Annotated in this window: 14 protein-coding genes; 8 read left to right on the plus strand and 6 right to left on the minus strand. The window is 64.3% G+C overall.

Annotation, left to right across the window (positions count from 1 at the left end; all coding sequences use genetic code 11):
• Positions 1-229: 229 nt before the first annotated feature.
• Positions 230-3,076 carry an RNA polymerase-associated protein RapA gene (gene rapA, locus E3U47_RS22360; RefSeq protein WP_134693764.1) on the minus strand — a complete coding sequence of 949 codons (2,847 nt, stop codon included), beginning with the start codon at positions 3,074-3,076 and terminating at the stop codon, positions 230-232.
• A 136-nt stretch (positions 3,077-3,212) separates the two neighbouring features.
• Here rapA and E3U47_RS22365 point away from each other — a divergent pair, with 136 nt between their 5' ends.
• From E3U47_RS22365 to ccoM, 4 genes are all read left to right on the plus strand, one after another.
• Positions 3,213-3,905, plus strand: coding sequence for a M949_RS01915 family surface polysaccharide biosynthesis protein (locus tag E3U47_RS22365; protein WP_134693765.1), 693 nt, complete (start codon positions 3,213-3,215; stop codon positions 3,903-3,905).
• 102 nt (positions 3,906-4,007) lie between these two features.
• Complete coding sequence (locus tag E3U47_RS22370) at positions 4,008-4,334, plus strand: aspartate-semialdehyde dehydrogenase (protein ID WP_134693766.1); 327 nt, start codon at positions 4,008-4,010, stop codon at positions 4,332-4,334.
• Between the two features lie 60 nt (positions 4,335-4,394).
• On the plus strand, positions 4,395-4,556 hold the full coding sequence (locus E3U47_RS25055; RefSeq protein ID WP_167659523.1) for a hypothetical protein: 162 nt from the start codon (positions 4,395-4,397) through the stop codon (positions 4,554-4,556).
• 135 nt (positions 4,557-4,691) lie between these two features.
• The gene (ccoM, locus tag E3U47_RS25330) at positions 4,692-4,808 is read left to right on the plus strand and encodes a cytochrome c oxidase subunit CcoM (RefSeq protein WP_023629476.1); all 117 of its coding nucleotides are present in this window, start codon (positions 4,692-4,694) and stop codon (positions 4,806-4,808) included.
• Positions 4,809-4,917: 109 nt separating this feature from the next.
• Here ccoM and E3U47_RS22375 read toward each other — a convergent pair whose 3' ends face one another.
• Positions 4,918-5,646: an SDR family oxidoreductase gene (locus tag E3U47_RS22375; protein WP_134693767.1), complete on the minus strand. Its 729-nt coding sequence runs from the start codon at positions 5,644-5,646 to the stop codon at positions 4,918-4,920.
• Between the two features lie 101 nt (positions 5,647-5,747).
• Between E3U47_RS22375 and E3U47_RS22380 the strand changes: the two genes are divergently transcribed.
• Positions 5,748-6,578: a LysR family transcriptional regulator gene (locus tag E3U47_RS22380; protein WP_134693768.1), complete on the plus strand. Its 831-nt coding sequence runs from the start codon at positions 5,748-5,750 to the stop codon at positions 6,576-6,578.
• Positions 6,579-6,587: 9 nt separating this feature from the next.
• Here the strand turns inward: E3U47_RS22380 and E3U47_RS22385 are convergent, their stop codons facing one another.
• On the minus strand, positions 6,588-7,346 hold the full coding sequence (locus tag E3U47_RS22385; RefSeq protein ID WP_134693769.1) for an SDR family NAD(P)-dependent oxidoreductase: 759 nt from the start codon (positions 7,344-7,346) through the stop codon (positions 6,588-6,590).
• A gap of 115 nt (positions 7,347-7,461) precedes the next feature.
• On the opposite strand from E3U47_RS22385, the gene E3U47_RS22390 reads away from it, so the two are divergent.
• Positions 7,462-8,379 carry a LysR family transcriptional regulator gene (locus E3U47_RS22390; RefSeq protein ID WP_134693770.1) on the plus strand — a complete coding sequence of 306 codons (918 nt, stop codon included), beginning with the start codon at positions 7,462-7,464 and terminating at the stop codon, positions 8,377-8,379.
• Here the strand turns inward: E3U47_RS22390 and E3U47_RS22395 are convergent.
• Positions 8,318-9,532, minus strand: coding sequence for an ATP-binding protein (locus E3U47_RS22395; RefSeq protein WP_134693771.1), 1,215 nt, complete (start codon positions 9,530-9,532; stop codon positions 8,318-8,320). The two genes, E3U47_RS22390 and E3U47_RS22395, sit on opposite strands and share 62 nt — an antisense overlap.
• Before the next feature lie 186 nt (positions 9,533-9,718).
• On the opposite strand from E3U47_RS22395, the gene E3U47_RS22400 reads away from it, so the two are divergent.
• Positions 9,719-10,051 (plus strand): DUF2025 family protein, encoded by a 333-nt coding sequence (locus E3U47_RS22400; RefSeq protein ID WP_134693772.1) that lies wholly within the window; start codon positions 9,719-9,721, stop codon positions 10,049-10,051.
• Here E3U47_RS22400 and E3U47_RS22405 read toward each other — a convergent pair.
• On the minus strand, positions 10,036-12,618 hold the full coding sequence (locus tag E3U47_RS22405; RefSeq protein WP_134693773.1) for an EAL domain-containing protein: 2,583 nt from the start codon (positions 12,616-12,618) through the stop codon (positions 10,036-10,038). The two genes, E3U47_RS22400 and E3U47_RS22405, sit on opposite strands and share 16 nt — an antisense overlap.
• A gap of 52 nt (positions 12,619-12,670) precedes the next feature.
• A complete protein-coding gene (locus tag E3U47_RS22410; protein WP_134693774.1) occupies positions 12,671-13,747 on the minus strand; it encodes a diguanylate cyclase in 1,077 nt (358 codons plus the stop codon).
• Between the two features lie 125 nt (positions 13,748-13,872).
• Here E3U47_RS22410 and E3U47_RS22415 point away from each other — a divergent pair, with 125 nt between their 5' ends.
• On the plus strand, positions 13,873-14,967 hold the full coding sequence (locus tag E3U47_RS22415; protein ID WP_134693775.1) for an MBL fold metallo-hydrolase: 1,095 nt from the start codon (positions 13,873-13,875) through the stop codon (positions 14,965-14,967).
• Positions 14,968-15,338: the final 371 nt, after the last annotated feature.

Below are 15,338 nucleotides of genomic sequence, written 5' to 3' on the forward strand. Positions count from 1 at the left end.
AAGCCTTCCTGATTAATGGCACTTTGGTTTCTACCATTTGGATATGAAGGTAATAGCTGGAAGATCTAAATGGGTATTCAGTCTCGCGCGATCCCTGTAGGAGCGGCCTTGGGTCGCGAAGGGCTGCGAAGCAGCCCCGACAATCTTGCGACACAGCCAAGATCCTGGGGCCGCTGCGCGACCCTTTCGCGACCCAAGGCCGCTCCTACAGGAGATGCGCGAATCCCGATCAGCCAGCGACAAGCACGCGGATCGCTTCCAGGCGCAGTGCCGCTTTTTCCAGCGCCGCCAGGCCCTCTTCACGCTGCTTGCGCAGGGCGTCGATCTCGCTGTCGCGCACGCTCGGGTTGACGGCCTTCAACGCAGTCAGGCGCGCCAGCTCCTCGTCGGCTTCGGCGGTCAGGCGCTGCCGGGCCTGGGCCACGCGCTCGTCGTGGGTTGGCAGGACCTTGGCCTCGCCGTCGGCGATGCGCTTGGCCAGCACGTCGCGCTGGGCCTGGACGAACTTGTTGGCACTGGCCTTGGGCACGCTTTCGAGCTGGTCGTTGAGGGTTTCGAAGGCCACCCGCGGGCCCAGGTCGTTGCCATTGGCATCGAGCAGGCAGCGCAGTGCCGCCGGTGGCAGGTAGCGGCCCAGTTGCAGGCTGCGCGGGGCTACCACCTCGCTGACATAGAGCAGCTCGAGCAGCACGGTGCCGGGCTTGAGGGCTTTGTTCTTGATCAGCGCCACGGCGGTGTTGCCCATCGAGCCGGACAGCACCAGGTCCATGCCACCCTGGACCATCGGGTGTTCCCAGGTGAGGAACTGCATGTCCTCGCGCGACAGCGCCTGGCCGCGGTCGTAGGTGATGGTCACGCCTTCGTCGTCGCCCAGCGGGAAGCTGGCGTCGAGCATCTTCTCGCTCGGCTTGAGCACCAAGGCGTTTTCCGAGTGGTCCTCGCTGTCGATGCCGAAGGCGTCGAACAGGGTTTCCATGTAGATCGGCAGGGCGAACTGGTCGTCCTGTTCGAGAATGTCCTCGACCAGGGCCTGGCCTTCGCCGGCACCACCGGAGTTGAGTTCCAGCAGGCGGTCACGGCCGGTGTGCAGCTCGGCTTCCAGGCGCTCGCGCTCGACGCGGGCCTCGGCCACCAGCTTGTCCCAACCCTTGTCGTCGCCGCCAGGCAGTTGCGCCAGCAGGCGCGGGCCGAACTGGTGCTGCAGGGCGTTGCCGGTCGGGCAGGTATTGAGGAAGGCGTTGAGGCCCTCGTGGTACCACTGGAACAGGCGCTGTTGCGGGCTGTCCTGCAAGTAGGGGATGTGCAGCTCGATGGTGTGCTTCTGGCCGATCCGGTCGAGACGGCCGATGCGCTGCTCGAGCAGGTCTGGGTGGGCCGGCAGGTCGAACATCACCAGGTGGTGGGCAAACTGGAAGTTGCGGCCTTCGCTGCCGATCTCGGAGCAGATCAGCACCTGGGCGCCAAACTCCTCGTCGGCGAAATAGGCCGCGGCGCGGTCGCGCTCGAGGATGCTCATGCCCTCGTGGAACACCGTGGCTGGAATGCCGGAGCGCACGCGCAGGGCGTCTTCCAGGTCCATGGCGGTTTCGGCGTGGGCGCAGATCACCAGCACCTTGGTGCGCTTGAGCATTTTCAGGGTGTCGATCAGCCAGTCGACCCGCGGGTCGAAGCGCCACCAGCGCTCGTCGTCGGCGGTTTCGCCCTGGGCCTGGAAGGCCACTTCCGGGTACAGCTCGGCGCGCTCGCCGGACGGCAGCTCGGCGTACTGCTCGGGGTTGGCCAACGGGTAGGGGTGCAGCTGGCGTTCGGGGAAGCCCTGGATCGCCGCGCGGGTGTTACGGAACAGCACGCGGCCGGTGCCGTGGCGGTCGAGCAGTTCGCGGATCAGGCGGGCGCTGGCCTGGCTGTCGCCATCGCTGACAGCGGCCAGCAGCGCCTCGCCTTCGGCGCCGAGGAAGCCCTGGATGGTGGCGTGGGCCTTGGGCGACAGGCGGCCCTCGTCGAGCAGTTCCTGCACCGCCTCGGCCACCGGGCGATAGTGCTCGCTCTCGGCGCGGAACGCGGCCAGGTCATGGAAACGGTTGGGGTCGAGCAGACGCAGGCGGGCGAAGTGGCTGTCCTGGCCGAGCTGTTCGGGGGTGGCGGTGAGCAGCAGCACGCCGGGGATCACCTGGGCCAGTTGCTCGACCAGGGCGTACTCGGGGCTGGCCTGTTCCTCGTGCCACACCAGGTGGTGGGCTTCGTCGACCACCATCAGGTCCCAGCCAGCGGCAAACAGCGCATCCTGGGCCTTCTCGTCGTCCACCAGCCACTCCAGGGCGACCAGCGCCAGCTGGGCATCCTCGAACGGGTTGCTGGCGTCGCTTTCGATGAAACGCTCGGCATCGAATAGCGCGACCTGCAGGTTGAAACGTCGGCGCATTTCCACCAGCCATTGGTGCTGGAGGTTTTCCGGCACCAGGATCAGCACGCGGCTGGCGCGACCGGACAGCAGCTGGCGGTGGATCACCAGGCCGGCCTCGATGGTCTTGCCCAGGCCCACTTCGTCGGCCAGCAGTACGCGGGGGGCAATGCGGTCGGCCACTTCACGGGCGATGTGCAACTGGTGGGCGATAGGTTGGGCACGCACGCCACCCAGGCCCCACAGGGTGGAGAGCATCTGCTTGCTGGTGTGCTGCAGGGTGTTGTAGCGCAGCGAGAACCACGACAGCGGGTCGATCTGCCCGGCGAACAGACGGTCGCTGGCCAGGCGGAACTGGATGAAGTTCGACAGTTGTGTCTCGGGTAGCGTGCACGCCTGGTTCTGCCCGTCGATGCCGTGGTAGACCAGCAGGCCGTCGACGTCCTCGACTTCACGCACGGTCAGCTTCCAGCCCTCGAAATGGGTGATCTGGTCGCCGGGCGAGAAACGCACGCGGGTCAGCGGCGCATTGCGTAGCGAGTACTGGCGGGTGTCGCCCGTGGCCGGGTAGAGCACGGTCAACAGGCGGCCATCCTGCGCCAGGATGGTCCCAAGACCTAGCTCGGCTTCGCTGTCGCTGATCCAGCGTTGCCCCGGTTGATACTGCTGCGCCATACTGCCAAAACTCCCGCGATGAAAAAGCCGCTCATGTTACCGGATCGGCTGCGCCAGACCAAAGATTACTCGAACGAGTAGAGAGTCTAGCGTGTTCGTCGAGGCACACCGTCCCGTCACGAGGGCCACGCGCCACATGTTTGCCAAGCACCGTTGGTTGAACCTCTCCTTGGCCCTGGGCAGCCTGGCGCTGCTGGCCGCTTGCGAACAGAAAAGCTTCGAGATCCTGCCGCCCATTCCAGTGGAGCAACTGGAGGTGCTCGGCGTGCAGACGCCGATCAAGAGCGTGCACTTTCATGACCGCGACGGCGAGGGTTTGCTGGTATTGAGCCGGGTCGATGGCCAGGCCACCGACCCGGATACCGAGGAAGAGGTCGACAAGGTGGTGCTCAAGGCCACCGTGTATGGCCGCGCCGCCGGTGGCGATGCCTTCAAGGCACGCTGGCAGATCGAGCAGGAGACCACCTGTGCCGGCCTTGACCTGGATGTCGACTTCTATGCCGACGTCAGCGATGTCAGCGACCTGAACAAGGACGGCGTGGCCGAAGTGACCGTGGCCAGCCATGCGTTCTGCGGTGGTGGGATCGACCCGCACGACATCGCCATCGAGATGCGCGAAGGGCAGGCCAGCTACACCATCACCGGCCAGTCGCTGATCGCCCCGCCCGGCGAGGACCCGTTCGGCGGAGAACGCGAGGACAGCGCCTCGCTCAAAGGCGCGCCACAGGTGCTGCGCGAGCATATGGATGCGGTGTGGCAGCAGGTCTACAAACGGCCGTGGAACGATTCGGTCAGCACGCCGGACGACGGCCCCGACGACGCCGAATAGCCGCGTTCTATACTGGCGGTTGTGACGCACCGCACACCGTTGCCCGGCGCTATTCAAGGCGGCGTGTCGGCGGCCGACACAGTGGTTACAGGAGACCATGCCATGCTGCCGCCGATCATCCCGCTCAGTGCCGCCCCCGTGACCTCGCAACAGGATCCGGTCAAGCCGCCGCCGACCATTCCCCCTGTGGTGCCGGCGCAGCCTGCCTCCAGCGACGCCAGCGTCGACCTCAAGCGTCATCGCGACCCCGAGGAGCAAGTGCTGTTGCTGCGTGACGAGCAGCGCCGCCAGCAACAGCGGCGCGAGCAGGCCGAAGCCGAGCGCCATGAGGCCATGCCAGGCGATGAGCTCAATGCCGACAACACCGTACCGGTAGCGCCGTTGGGCGAGCGCACGCGCCAGGGCTTGCTGGTGGATATCGAAGTCTGACTAGTCAGCACCCACGCTTGCCTTCATCATGAAGGCCTCTGCTGTCCGTCGAGCCCGCCCATGAGCCAAGACAACCTGATCGACTTCGGTGCCGAGCGCGCCAAACGTATCCATGACCTCAACGACAAGCGCCTGAACGACATGCGTCAGGCTTTCGAGCAAGCCATGCCGCTGAGCCAGGCCAAGAAGAAAAAACCCAAGGGCAAGCCGAAGAAGCGTTAAAAACTGATTCAGGTCAACCCCGCACCCGCCTTGCGTGCCCGGCCCCGGGCACCTTTGACTCCGGTCAATTTTCTCTCCCCCGGCATTGGTTACCTTGCACCCATCGGATGACGGCACACCAAGGGAGGGGCCGACATGTTCTTCGACAACGTGGTTATCGCAGGTGTGGTAACGGTCGGATTGATGTTGGCGTTCTTCGCCGGTCTGGGGATTTTCATCTGGAAGGATTCGAAAAAGCGCAATCAGCGCTGAATCGTTCCGGGTTCAGGAGCACGCAAGGCATTTAGGGCGACTTCGGTCGCCCATTTTTTTGCCTGGAAGAAATGCCGTTGGGCGCCAGCCATCCAGCACGGCTACAAACTCAAGGCTGCTGTGCCGTGGCCGCCAGCACGATCTCGCGGATGCACACCTGTTGTGGTTGCTGATACGCCCAGACGATCGCCCCGGCCACATCCTCGGCCGCCAGTACCACGCCGCCCATGTCGTTGGCTTTCCACGCCTCGTAGTCACGCTTGATGCCCTCGTCGGTGGTGTGCCCGAGCAGTTCGGTCTCCACGGCTCCAGGGGCGATGGTCACCACGCGCACATTGTACGCTGCCAATTCCTCGCGCAGGTTCTCCGACAACCCATGCACGGCGAACTTGCTGCCCACATAGGCGACATGGCTGGGGAAGGTCTTGCGCCCGGCCACCGAACTGACATTGATCAGGGTGCCCCGGCGCCGTTCGCGCATACCGCCGACCAAGGCATGCACGCCGTTGAGCAGACCCTTCACGTTGACGTCGAACATGCGCTCCCACTGTTGTGGGTCTTGCTCGTGCATCTGGCCCAGCAGCATCACGCCTGCGTTGTTCACCAGCGCGTCGGCCGGTCCGTACAGCGTCTCGGCTTCGGTCACTGCCGCAACCAGCGCCGCGCGATCTCGGATATCCACGGCACGGCACAGGCAGTTGGGCAGCGCCAGCGCCTCCAAGCGCTCCAGTCGTCGGGCGATCAGCAGCAGTGGGTGGCCAGCGGCGGCGAACAGTCGGGCGGTGGCGGCGCCGATGCCGGAGCTGGCGCCGGTGACGACGATCAGTGGTTTGTTCATGGGTGCCTCCAAGGCATAATCGTTATCGATGGCCTGAATTCTAGGTAGTCATTCCCGGCCTGAAAAACGGCTTATTTCTTTGGATGGCATCGGATTTACCTATGGATATGCGTCACCTCAAGGCTTTTATCGCGGTGTTCGAAGCGCGCAACATCACTGCCGCCGCGCAACGCTTGTGTGTGGCACAGCCCACCTTGTCGGTGACCATTCGCCAGCTGGAGGACGACCTGGGCACGCCGTTGTTCTTGCGCCAGGCCCGCGGGGTGACGGTGAGCGAGCAGGCTCGCGAACTCTACCCTCAGGCCTGCCGCATGGTGGCCGAGGCCGAAGCGCTGCGTCTGCGGTTTCGCCAAGGCCAGCAGCGGATAGCCTTGGCCTTGGGGGTCGAGCCGGACATCGCCCCGGCGCAGGTCGAAGCCTGCGTACGCCTGGCCAGCGAGGCAGTGGCCGGGTTGCAGTTGACCTTGCTGGAGGGCTGCGACGGCGATGCGCGGTTGGCCGATGAAGCCCAACGCTGCGAGGACGAACTGTTTTTGCCGCTCTGGGAGGAAGCGTTCGTGCGGGTGATGGCCATTGGCAGCCAACCCGACGGGCGCTGGGTCAGTTGTCCGCAACATGCGTCGCACCAGCGCTTGATGGGCTTGTATGGCGATGGCGAGCAGGTGGCGCAGGCCGCTTCGCTGCAATTGGCCCTGGCCATGGTCGCCGCTGGTCTGGGAGCGGCCTGGTTGCCGCAGTCGTTGGTCGAGCGGCATCCGGGCGTCTATTGGCAACCGGGCAGTGGCCCGGGCCTGCGGCGACGGATCGGACTGTGCCTGACCCACCAAGCTTTGCAACTCCCTGCACTGGCCTTGCTGTGGGAGCGGGCAGGCCCTGGGTTGGAGGGCATCGGCTTTGCCGATGCTCGCCAAGCAAGCCCGCTCCCACGTTGACCGTTTGGCTCAGAGGAACATCCCGCCGGAGACCTCCAGGCGTTGCCCGCTGATCCAGCCGTTGCCGTCCTCCAGCAGCAGCGCGATGGCCGCGCCGATATCGTCCGGCAGCCCGACCCGGCCCAGGGCGGTGTTACCTGCAATGAAGTCATTGACCTGCGCGTTGTCACGTACCAGGCCGCCGCCGAAGTCGGTCTCGATGGCGCCGGGGGCGAGGATGTTGACGCGAATGCCGCGCGTACCCAACTCCTTGGCCTGGTAACGGGTCAGGACTTCCATCGCGCCTTTCATGGCCGCATAGGCGGCGTAGCCAGGCAGGGCGAAGCGGGTCAGACCGGTGGAGATGTTGACGATGCGGCCACCATTGGCCAGAACTGGCAGCAGGCGTTGGGTCAGGAAGAACGGGCCCTTGAGCTGAATGTTCAGCAACTGGTCGAACTGTGCCTCGCTGGTTTCGCTGAACGGCACGTTCAGGCCGATGCCGGCGTTGTTCACCAGGTAGTCAAGCGGGCGCCCCTCGAATTGCTGTGCGAGGGTTTCGCTCAGTCGCTCGACGAAGGTGGCGAAACTGGCGCTGTCGCTGACATCCAGTTGCAGCATCGCTGCGCGCACCCCGGCCTGCTCCAGCGAGGCGGCCACGGCGCGGGCTTCGTCGGCTTTGCTGTGATAGGTGCCGATGATGTCGATACCACGCCTGGCCAGGTGTTCGGCAGTGTTCCTGCCCAGGCCGCGGCTGGCGCCGGTGATCAGTGCAATTTTGCGAGTCATGTCGATTACCTTGGGTGGGGGACGATGGATGACAAGGTTATTGGTCGGCAGGTGGCTGTTAAATCCTGTGATTCCGGAAATACTGTTCGGTAATTTCAGACAATAGGCACCCTCTATGAACAAGCTCGACCTGTTGCGCACTTTTGTCAGGGTTAGCGAGCTGAGCAGTTTCACCCTGGCCGGCGAGAGCCTCGGCTTGCCGCGTTCGACTGTGTCCGAGCAGGTGCGGGCGTTGGAGAGCTTGCTGGGCACACGCTTGTTCAACCGTACCACCCGCCGGGTACAGGCGACCCAGGATGGCATCTTGCTGTACGAGCGCGGCAAGGACCTGCTGTCGGGGATGGACGAGATCGAGAGCCTGTTCCGCGGCGATGACGCCGAGCTGGCCGGGCGCCTGCGCATAGACCTGCCGACCATGATGGCGCGGCGGCTGATCGTGCCGGCGCTGCCGCAGTTTCTCGAGCGTTTCCCGCGGCTAGAGGTGGAAATCAGTTGTACCGATCGCCAGGTAGACCTGCTGCGTGAAGGCTTTGACTGCGTGATGCGCATCGGCGCGCTGAGCGACCTGGACGTGGTGGCGCGACCCGTGGGACGGTTGAGCATGCGCAATTGCGCGAGTCCCGCTTACCTTGAGCGCTACGGCGTGCCGCATACCTTGGAAGACCTGGTCGAACACCGTCTGGTCCACTATGTGCGCAACCTTGGCGCGCGCAGCCAGGGGTTCGAGTACGAGCAGGAGGGCGAGTTGCGCTTCCAGGCCATGGGCGGCGTGGTCACGGTGAACAATGCCGAGGCATATTCCGCGGCCTGCCTGGCGGGCCTGGGGTTGATCCAGGTGCCGGCGGTCGGGGTCGATGAGCACCTGCGCCGCGGCGAGTTGGTGGCGCTGCTCGAACCATGGCAAGCCCGGGCCATGCCGGTGTCGCTGCTGTATGCCCGGCAGCGCCACGTGCCGCGTCGGGTCCAGGCGTTCATGAATTGGCTGGCGGTGTTGTTGCAGTCGCAGGTCGATCCAGTGGCAGGCAAAAGCTGAACAGGGTGCCGGCCTCGCTACTGGAGGTCACCTCTATATGACCGCCATGCGCCAGGGCGATCTGGTTGGCGATGTACAGGCCCAAGCCAAGGCCTTCCCGCGGCGTGCCCGACAGCGGGCGGCTGAACGGTTGGAACAGCAGCGGTAAGGACTGTGGCGCAATGGGCGCCCCCTCGTTATGCACGCTGAGTATGAAGCTGCCGTCGGTCAGTGCGGCGCGGACCTTCACTTCGCCCAGTGGATCACCGTGGTCCAAGGCGTTGGCGATCAGGTTGGAAAGTAGCTGGGTGATCCGTTCGCGGTCGCACAATACGCCGGCGACTGGGCCTATCTCCAGGGTGATACGCCGCTGCGGTTGGACTCTCTGCAGCTCGGAGGCGACATGTTCCAGGGCGGTGCGCAGGTCGTCGCAGGGCTCCAGGTTCAGCGGGATGCCCGCGCCCAGGCGGCCGCGGGCGAAGTCCAGCATGTCGCGCACCAACTGCGTGGCGCGTAGTCCGCAGGTGAGGATATGACGAGCGATGGCCTGCTGCTTGTCGTCTTGTATGCGCTGGGTCAGCAGCTCGGCCCCGGCAGTAATGGCGAACAGTGGGTTGCGCAGGTCATGGCCGAGCACGGCGATGAACTGTTCGCGTACCTCGGCGCTGGCCCGTTCCTTTTCCAGGGCGCGCTCCGTGCACTGGGCGTTTTCCTCGCTTTCGATCTGGATTGCCAGCAGGCGGGCGAAAGATTCCATCATCGGCTGGATGGCCGTGCCCTTGAGCGGCGTCGGGTTGCTGTCCAGGGCGCAGATGGTGCCGAAGAAGGCGCCATCGGTGCGTAGCACGGGGACCGAGATGTAGCTTTCGAAACGATACAGCCTTGGGGTGCGATGGTGGCAGTACTGCTCATCCGTACTGGCCTTGTCGATCACGATGGTTTGCCGGGTGCTGCGGATTTCGTGACACAGGGTGGTGGCGACATCGAGTTCGTCGCCGACCTGCAGGCCAAAGCCGAGGGTGTCGAGCACGGCGCAAGCGGTCCAACTGCTGTCGGTGACCCGTGCCACGGCGGCAAAGCGTAGGCCGGTGGTTTCGCAAATCACCTGGAGGACGGCCGGTACGGCGGTGATGCGGCTAATGATGGCGATGTCGGCGGTGACGGCCTGGGTCATGAAAATCCGGATCCGATGGCGGCTGAAGCAGCTTGGAAAAATCAGTCTAGCGGGCCTTGAGGCTGCGTTGGAAAAACCTTGGCGAACGGTCTGCTACATGGGGTAGTCTGGCACCTGCGCGTTGCCCGCCAGAGGCGACCGTTTGCCCGGCGTGCGTCACTTCCGAACTTTTTGCGAGGTAACGCCATGGCCATTACATCCCAGGACATCTGCAACGCTGCCGACCAGCTCAAGGGCTTCGTTGGTTTCCACGGCAAGCGCGGCACTCATATCGTGCGTTTTTCCGAAGATTCGTTCGGCATGGATGTGGCTGACGACAGCATCACCCCCTGTAGTGAATTCGTCTGGCGGCTCGAGGCCGATACCCGCATGGCGTTGTGCAGGACACGGCTGGCGCTGCTGCTGGAGCAGCATGTGGATGACCGCTTGAACATCGGCGAGCCGCTGCGGCTTTACCTGCGGCGTACCGACCTGCCGGAGATCGTCGCCGAGCGCAACGTGCGTCAGCTCACGTCCTGACGCGCCTCACGCCCCGCCAGCAGTGCCTCGAACCCTGCGCGGTCCACCGGCTTGCTCAGGTAGTAGCCCTGCACCTCGTGGCACTGCTCCTTGCCCAGCGCTTTCAGTTGCTGCTCGGTTTCCACCCCCTCGGCCGTTACCGTCAAGCCCATGGCCTTGCCCAGGTTGATGATGGCCTGCACCACCGCCCGGTCGTTGCCGCTATGGTTGCTCAAGCCGGCGATGAAGCGTTTGTCGATCTTGATGCTGTCGAACGGGTAGGTACGCAGGTAGCCCAGCGACGAGTAACCGGTGCCGAAATCGTCCATGTTCAGGCGTACGCCCAGCTCCTTGAGCGCCAGCATGGTGCCCAGGGCACCTTCGATGTCGTTGAGCATCACGTTCTCGGTGATTTCCAGCTCCAGGCGCTGGGCCGGGAAACCGGTCTCCAACAGAATTTGACGCACATCGGCGACTACATCGCTGCGTGAGAACTGCGCCGGTGACAGGTTGACCGACACCACCAGTTGCGCAGGCCAGCCGAGGGCGGCGCGGCAGGCTTCGGCCAACACCCAGCGGCCAAGGGGCACGATCAAGTCGCTCTGTTCGGCCAGGGGGATGAAGGTATCCGGCCCGAGCAGGCCTTCTTGCGGGTGCTGCCAGCGCAGCAGCGCCTCCACCGAGACGATCTTCAGGTCTTCCAGGCGATAGCGCGGCTGGTAGTGCAGGACGAACTCGTGCTGCTTGATCGCCCGGCGCAGGTCGTTTTCCAGTTGTCGGCGGTACTGGATCTGCTGGTTCATCTCGGGGGAGAAGTAGCGCCAGGTATTCTTGCCGTCGGCTTTGGCCTGGTACAGGGCGATATCGGCACAGCGGATCAGCTCGCCAGCATCGAAGCCCTGGGGCTGGGCCAGGGCGATGCCGACGCTGGCGCCGATGTGCAACTGGTGCTCCTCGAACATGATGGGCTGTTGCAACAGGCCTATCAGACGGGCGCAAAAACGGTCGATCTCGCTGCGGTTACCCAGCCCGTGCAGGACCAGGACGAATTCGTCGCCACCCAGGCGTGCCACCAGGTCCCCGTCGCGGGTAGTGTCACGCAGGCGTGTGGCCACCTCTTGCAGTACCGCGTCGCCTGCCGGGTGGCCGAGGGAATCGTTGATGGGTTTGAAACTGTCTAGATCCAGCAGCAGCAGGGTCAAGGGCGGGCCGTCGCTGCCGCGCAACAGGGCTTGCTCCAGGTGGCGCGAAAGTTTGTTGCGGTTGGCCAGGCCGGTGAGGGCGTCGTGCATCGATAGATGCTGGATGCGGGCATGGGCGGCGACTTCGTCGGTGATGTCGCTGGCCGTGCCGCGGAAGCCGACAAGTTTGTCGTCGAACAGGATTGAGCGGGCGGAGATGCGGCAGTAGCGGTTTTGCCCGGTGGCGTCGTCATAGTTGCAGCGCAGGTTGGCCAGTTGTTGCCCATCGTTGTCGACCTGGCTGTCCAGCCAGGGCAGCAAGGGCGTGGTGTCACAGGACAGCAGTTGGTTCAGCGGCTGGCCCAGCCAGGCTTCGCTGCGATAGCCCGTGACGATGGCGAAGCGTTGCGACAGATAGGTCAGGCGGTGGTGGCGGTCGGTTTCCCAGATCCAGTCGGAAGCAGACTCGGCCACCGCGCGAAACCGCTGCTCGCTGATTTCCAGGGCCTGGTTGCTCTGTTGCAGGCACAGCAGGCTTTGGTCGACGGCTTGGGAGCTGCGCAGGGCATGACGAATCAGGTAGAGCAGCACCAGGCCCAGCACCAACAGCACCCCCAGCAGCGCCGGGAGTACCGCCCAGAGCAACTGATGCCCCGGTTGCGGGCTGTCCCAGGCCAGGTGATAGCCGGTGTCGCCGAGGGTGATATGCGGTTGCTGGTCGGTGCTGGCCAGGTTCTTTTCCAGGCGCATCCGCGTCAGCCCCGCGCCTTCGCCCAGTCGAGTCAGTTTCGTCTCGGTCAGTTGATCGACGAAGATCATCACCGGTGCTTGGCTGACTTCACCCTCCAGGACGTCCTTGTCCGGGCGAATGGCAGCGGCGCTAAGCACGGCGGGCCAGCCGTTGAAACGCACGAAATGGGTGACCTGCTCGCGGGCCGGCGCAGCCTTGCGAGCTTCGTCGATGATGGCTGCCAAGGGGCTGTCAAGGTAGGCGCTGGCGGGGGAATCGGAGGGTTTTCCCTTGAACAGGGCATAGCTGGTACGCGAGTCGTCGACCACGAACACGCCTTCGTAGCCGCTGGCGCTGAACAGCGATTCGCCCACGTTCTTTTCTTCGTAGGCCCAGTGCCAGTCGAGCTGGCCGACCAGGTGTTCCTGGGCGGCGTCCCACACCGCGTAGCTGGAAAGGAACTGACGCGAGGCCAGCAGCCGTTGCTGCAGTGCTTGAGTGGCGTGGAAGGTACTGCGGTCCTGCTCTTGCTGGTCCAGGGTGGCGGCGATGTTGAACAGTGCCCCCAAGGCGATCAGGCAAGCGAGCCCGAACAGCGCACAGAACCCGACCACCAGGCGACGCACTTGCAGGCCGGAGGTGGGGCTCAAGGGTGAAAGGTCGACGTTCCTGTCCATGTACGGGCGACTCCTTCAACAGCAGTCTTCCGCCCGGGGCCTGGGGGAAGGTTCAGTCAGGATAGGCCAGCTTCAGCGGGGCGACCTCGTCGCGGGCAAAATTGACTTGGTCGCGGCCCAGGCGCTTGGCGGCATACAAGGCTTTGTCGGCCTCTTCGAGCCAGTGCTCCGGGGAGCTCAGGCGCGGGTGCAGGTCCGCCAGGCCAATGCTCAGGCTGATGCGCAGCGCCGGCAGCTGCGGGTTGCGGTAAGCGCCCACGCGCTCGCGCAAGCGCTCCATCGCCTGGCAGGCCTGGGCCCCGTGGGCGCCCGGCAGGATCACGCAGAACTCGTCGCCGCCATAGCGCCCGGCCAGGTCGTCCTCGCGCAGGTTGCGCCGCAACTCCTGGCTGAGTTGGCGCAGTACGCAGTCACCGACCACATGGCCGTAGGTGTCGTTGATGGCCTTGAAATGATCGATGTCGATCAGCGCCACCACCGCCGGCAGTTGCTGTTGTCGACAGATCTGGAACTTGAGCAGCAGCGTGTCCTTCCATGAGCCATGATTGAGTAGGCCAGTCAGGCTGTCGGTGCGGCTCAGGGCACTGAGCCGGCGTTTGTGCTCGGCCAGCTTGATCGCCAACTGGTAGCACACCCAGCCCAAGGCCAAGGGGTAGAGGGTGAGCATCGGCAGGCAGGCGAGGATCTGCAACCCAGTAGTCTGTAACCGTAGCCCCGAGCCGAGCAGGGCGGTGGCCAGCAGCATGCCGCACCCTTGGGCCAGTAGGCCACGCAGCAGCATGCGCATCCCGCCGGCGGCTACATTGTTCATGGTCATCATCGACAGGATGGTGACGCTAGGCAGGGGGTTGAACTGCATGGCCGCGGTCCAGAAGCCGCCCATCAGCGAGTCCAGCAAGATATTGCGTTGCTCGGCCTGATACGGTGTGGCTGAACGCAGTGCCCATTGATAAGCCACATGGGGCCACAGCAGGCCATGGAACAGCAGCAAAGCCCAAGCCCAGTCAGGTAGGTGCAGCGACGCGACGGCGGCCATGACGCTGAACAGGCCGATACCCAAGCCGATGATGCGCGGCAGATAGATGCGCCTGACGAAAGAGAGCCCTTTGCCGCTGCGGTTGTCGGTCATGGTAGTTGTTCTTCTGTGAGGCGCCGTTTATCGCATAAGTCGTGTGAATATTGTTGAACAATCGTTCATCGGCGAAAAATGGCCTTACAAGCCTTTTCACGGTTGATCCGACCCTGTGGGGTAATATGAAGGCTTTCCTCTTGCTCGGAGTGCTCCTGCTCATGGCTCCTCTGTCGTCACCCGCCGGTGAACCGGCGCCGCATCGGGATGGACGCTTTCACAACCAGGCCGAACTGCCCCAGGATGGCGTGCTCAAAAAGTTGCGCATCGGCCTGAAATACCTGTTGTTGCGCAAGCCGCCCGAGACCCGGCCCGGTAATGCGCTCAGCGTGCAGCCGATGACCCGTCAGCAGGTAGTCGATGCTCCGGATCGCAGCCTTTGGCGCCTTGGACACTCCACCGTACTGTTGAAGCTGCGTGGGCGTTTCTTCATTACCGATCCGGTATTCGCCGAACGCGCTTCACCGGTGCAGTGGGCCGGGCCGTTGCGTTTCCATGCGCCCCCTCTGGCGCTGGATGACCTACCGCCGCTGACGGCGGTGATCCTGTCCCATGATCATTTCGACCACCTTGACGAACAGGCGATTCGCCGGTTGGCGCCGCGCGCCGAATATTTCCTTGCGCCGTTGGGCGTCGGTGATTTGCTGATCGAGTGGGGCGTGCCGGCCGCCAAGGTGCGGCAACTGGACTGGTGGCAAGGCACCGAAGTCGAGGGCGTGCGTTTCGTCGCGACCCCGGCGCAGCATTTCTCGGGGCGCGGGTTGTTCGACAGCAACCGCAGGTTGTGGGCGTCCTGGGTGATGATAGACGAGGACATGCGCCTATTTTTCAGCGGTGACACCGGATACTTCGCGGGCTTTCGCGAAATCGGCGAGCGCTTCGGGCCATTCGATATCACTTTGATGGAGACCGGCGCCTACAATCTGGCCTGGCCCAACGTGCATATGCAGCCTGAGCAAAGCTTGCAGGCGCATCGGGATGTGCGGGGGCGCTGGCTGCTGCCGATCCACAACGGCACGTTCGATTTGTCGACTCACAGTTGGCAGGAGCCTTATGAACGCATCCTGGCGTTGGCCAGCGCGGCACAGGTGCCGTTGAGCACGCCCCAGATGGGGGAGCGGGTCAGCCTGGACTCGCCCCATGCCGGGCAGAACTGGTGGCGACCGCGGCCTTTGCGTCAGCAGGGGAGGGCGGCGGAACGGGCGGTGGCGGCGCGGTAGGGTTCTTTATATAGGTGCATAGATAGTTGGAAGGGGGGGAGGGGAGTTAGAGGTGGTCGTCTGGAGGTTGAGTCGGCGTTGAGGGGTGTTCGCCGTTAGGCATTCAGCGCCTGGCAGATCGAGCGCCGCCCGGGCGGCGCTTCGCCGGCAAGCCGGCTCCTACATTTGTTTCGGGCCAATCTCTTCTGTGCCATCACCTGGTCCGCCTTGTTGGTACCGACTCACGACAAGCACCAAGGCAGGCGCCGATACTTTCACAGGCATAACTGGCCCGAAACAAACCGTAGGAGCCGGCTTGCCGGCGAAGCGCCGCGCGGGCGGCGCTCGATCTGCTAGGCGCTGCAAGGCTTGTGGCGGGCCCCTGGCGGCCG

The organism is Pseudomonas sp. RIT623 (assembly GCF_004519305.1).
Taxonomy (GTDB): Bacteria; Pseudomonadota; Gammaproteobacteria; order Pseudomonadales; family Pseudomonadaceae; genus Aquipseudomonas.

Bases quoted from the DNA above. Each gene is read 5' to 3' on its own strand.
- E3U47_RS22400 (WP_134693772.1), top strand. From the start codon at position 9,719: ATGGCCATTACATCCCAGGACATCTGCAACGCTGCCGACCAGCTCAAG.
- E3U47_RS22365 (WP_134693765.1), top strand. From the start codon at position 3,213: ATGTTTGCCAAGCACCGTTGGTTGAACCTCTCCTTGGCCCTGGGCAGC.
- ccoM (WP_023629476.1), top strand. From the start codon at position 4,692: ATGTTCTTCGACAACGTGGTTATCGCAGGTGTGGTAACGGTCGGATTG.
- E3U47_RS22405 (WP_134693773.1), bottom strand. From the start codon at position 12,618: ATGGACAGGAACGTCGACCTTTCACCCTTGAGCCCCACCTCCGGCCTG.
- E3U47_RS22375 (WP_134693767.1), bottom strand. From the start codon at position 5,646: ATGAACAAACCACTGATCGTCGTCACCGGCGCCAGCTCCGGCATCGGC.
- E3U47_RS22415 (WP_134693775.1), top strand. From the start codon at position 13,873: ATGAAGGCTTTCCTCTTGCTCGGAGTGCTCCTGCTCATGGCTCCTCTG.
- E3U47_RS22385 (WP_134693769.1), bottom strand. From the start codon at position 7,346: ATGACTCGCAAAATTGCACTGATCACCGGCGCCAGCCGCGGCCTGGGC.
- E3U47_RS25055 (WP_167659523.1), top strand. From the start codon at position 4,395: ATGAGCCAAGACAACCTGATCGACTTCGGTGCCGAGCGCGCCAAACGT.
- E3U47_RS22410 (WP_134693774.1), bottom strand. From the start codon at position 13,747: ATGACCGACAACCGCAGCGGCAAAGGGCTCTCTTTCGTCAGGCGCATC.
- E3U47_RS22390 (WP_134693770.1), top strand. From the start codon at position 7,462: ATGAACAAGCTCGACCTGTTGCGCACTTTTGTCAGGGTTAGCGAGCTG.
- E3U47_RS22370 (WP_134693766.1), top strand. From the start codon at position 4,008: ATGCTGCCGCCGATCATCCCGCTCAGTGCCGCCCCCGTGACCTCGCAA.
- E3U47_RS22380 (WP_134693768.1), top strand. From the start codon at position 5,748: ATGGATATGCGTCACCTCAAGGCTTTTATCGCGGTGTTCGAAGCGCGC.
- E3U47_RS22395 (WP_134693771.1), bottom strand. From the start codon at position 9,532: ATGACCCAGGCCGTCACCGCCGACATCGCCATCATTAGCCGCATCACC.
- rapA (WP_134693764.1), bottom strand. From the start codon at position 3,076: ATGGCGCAGCAGTATCAACCGGGGCAACGCTGGATCAGCGACAGCGAA.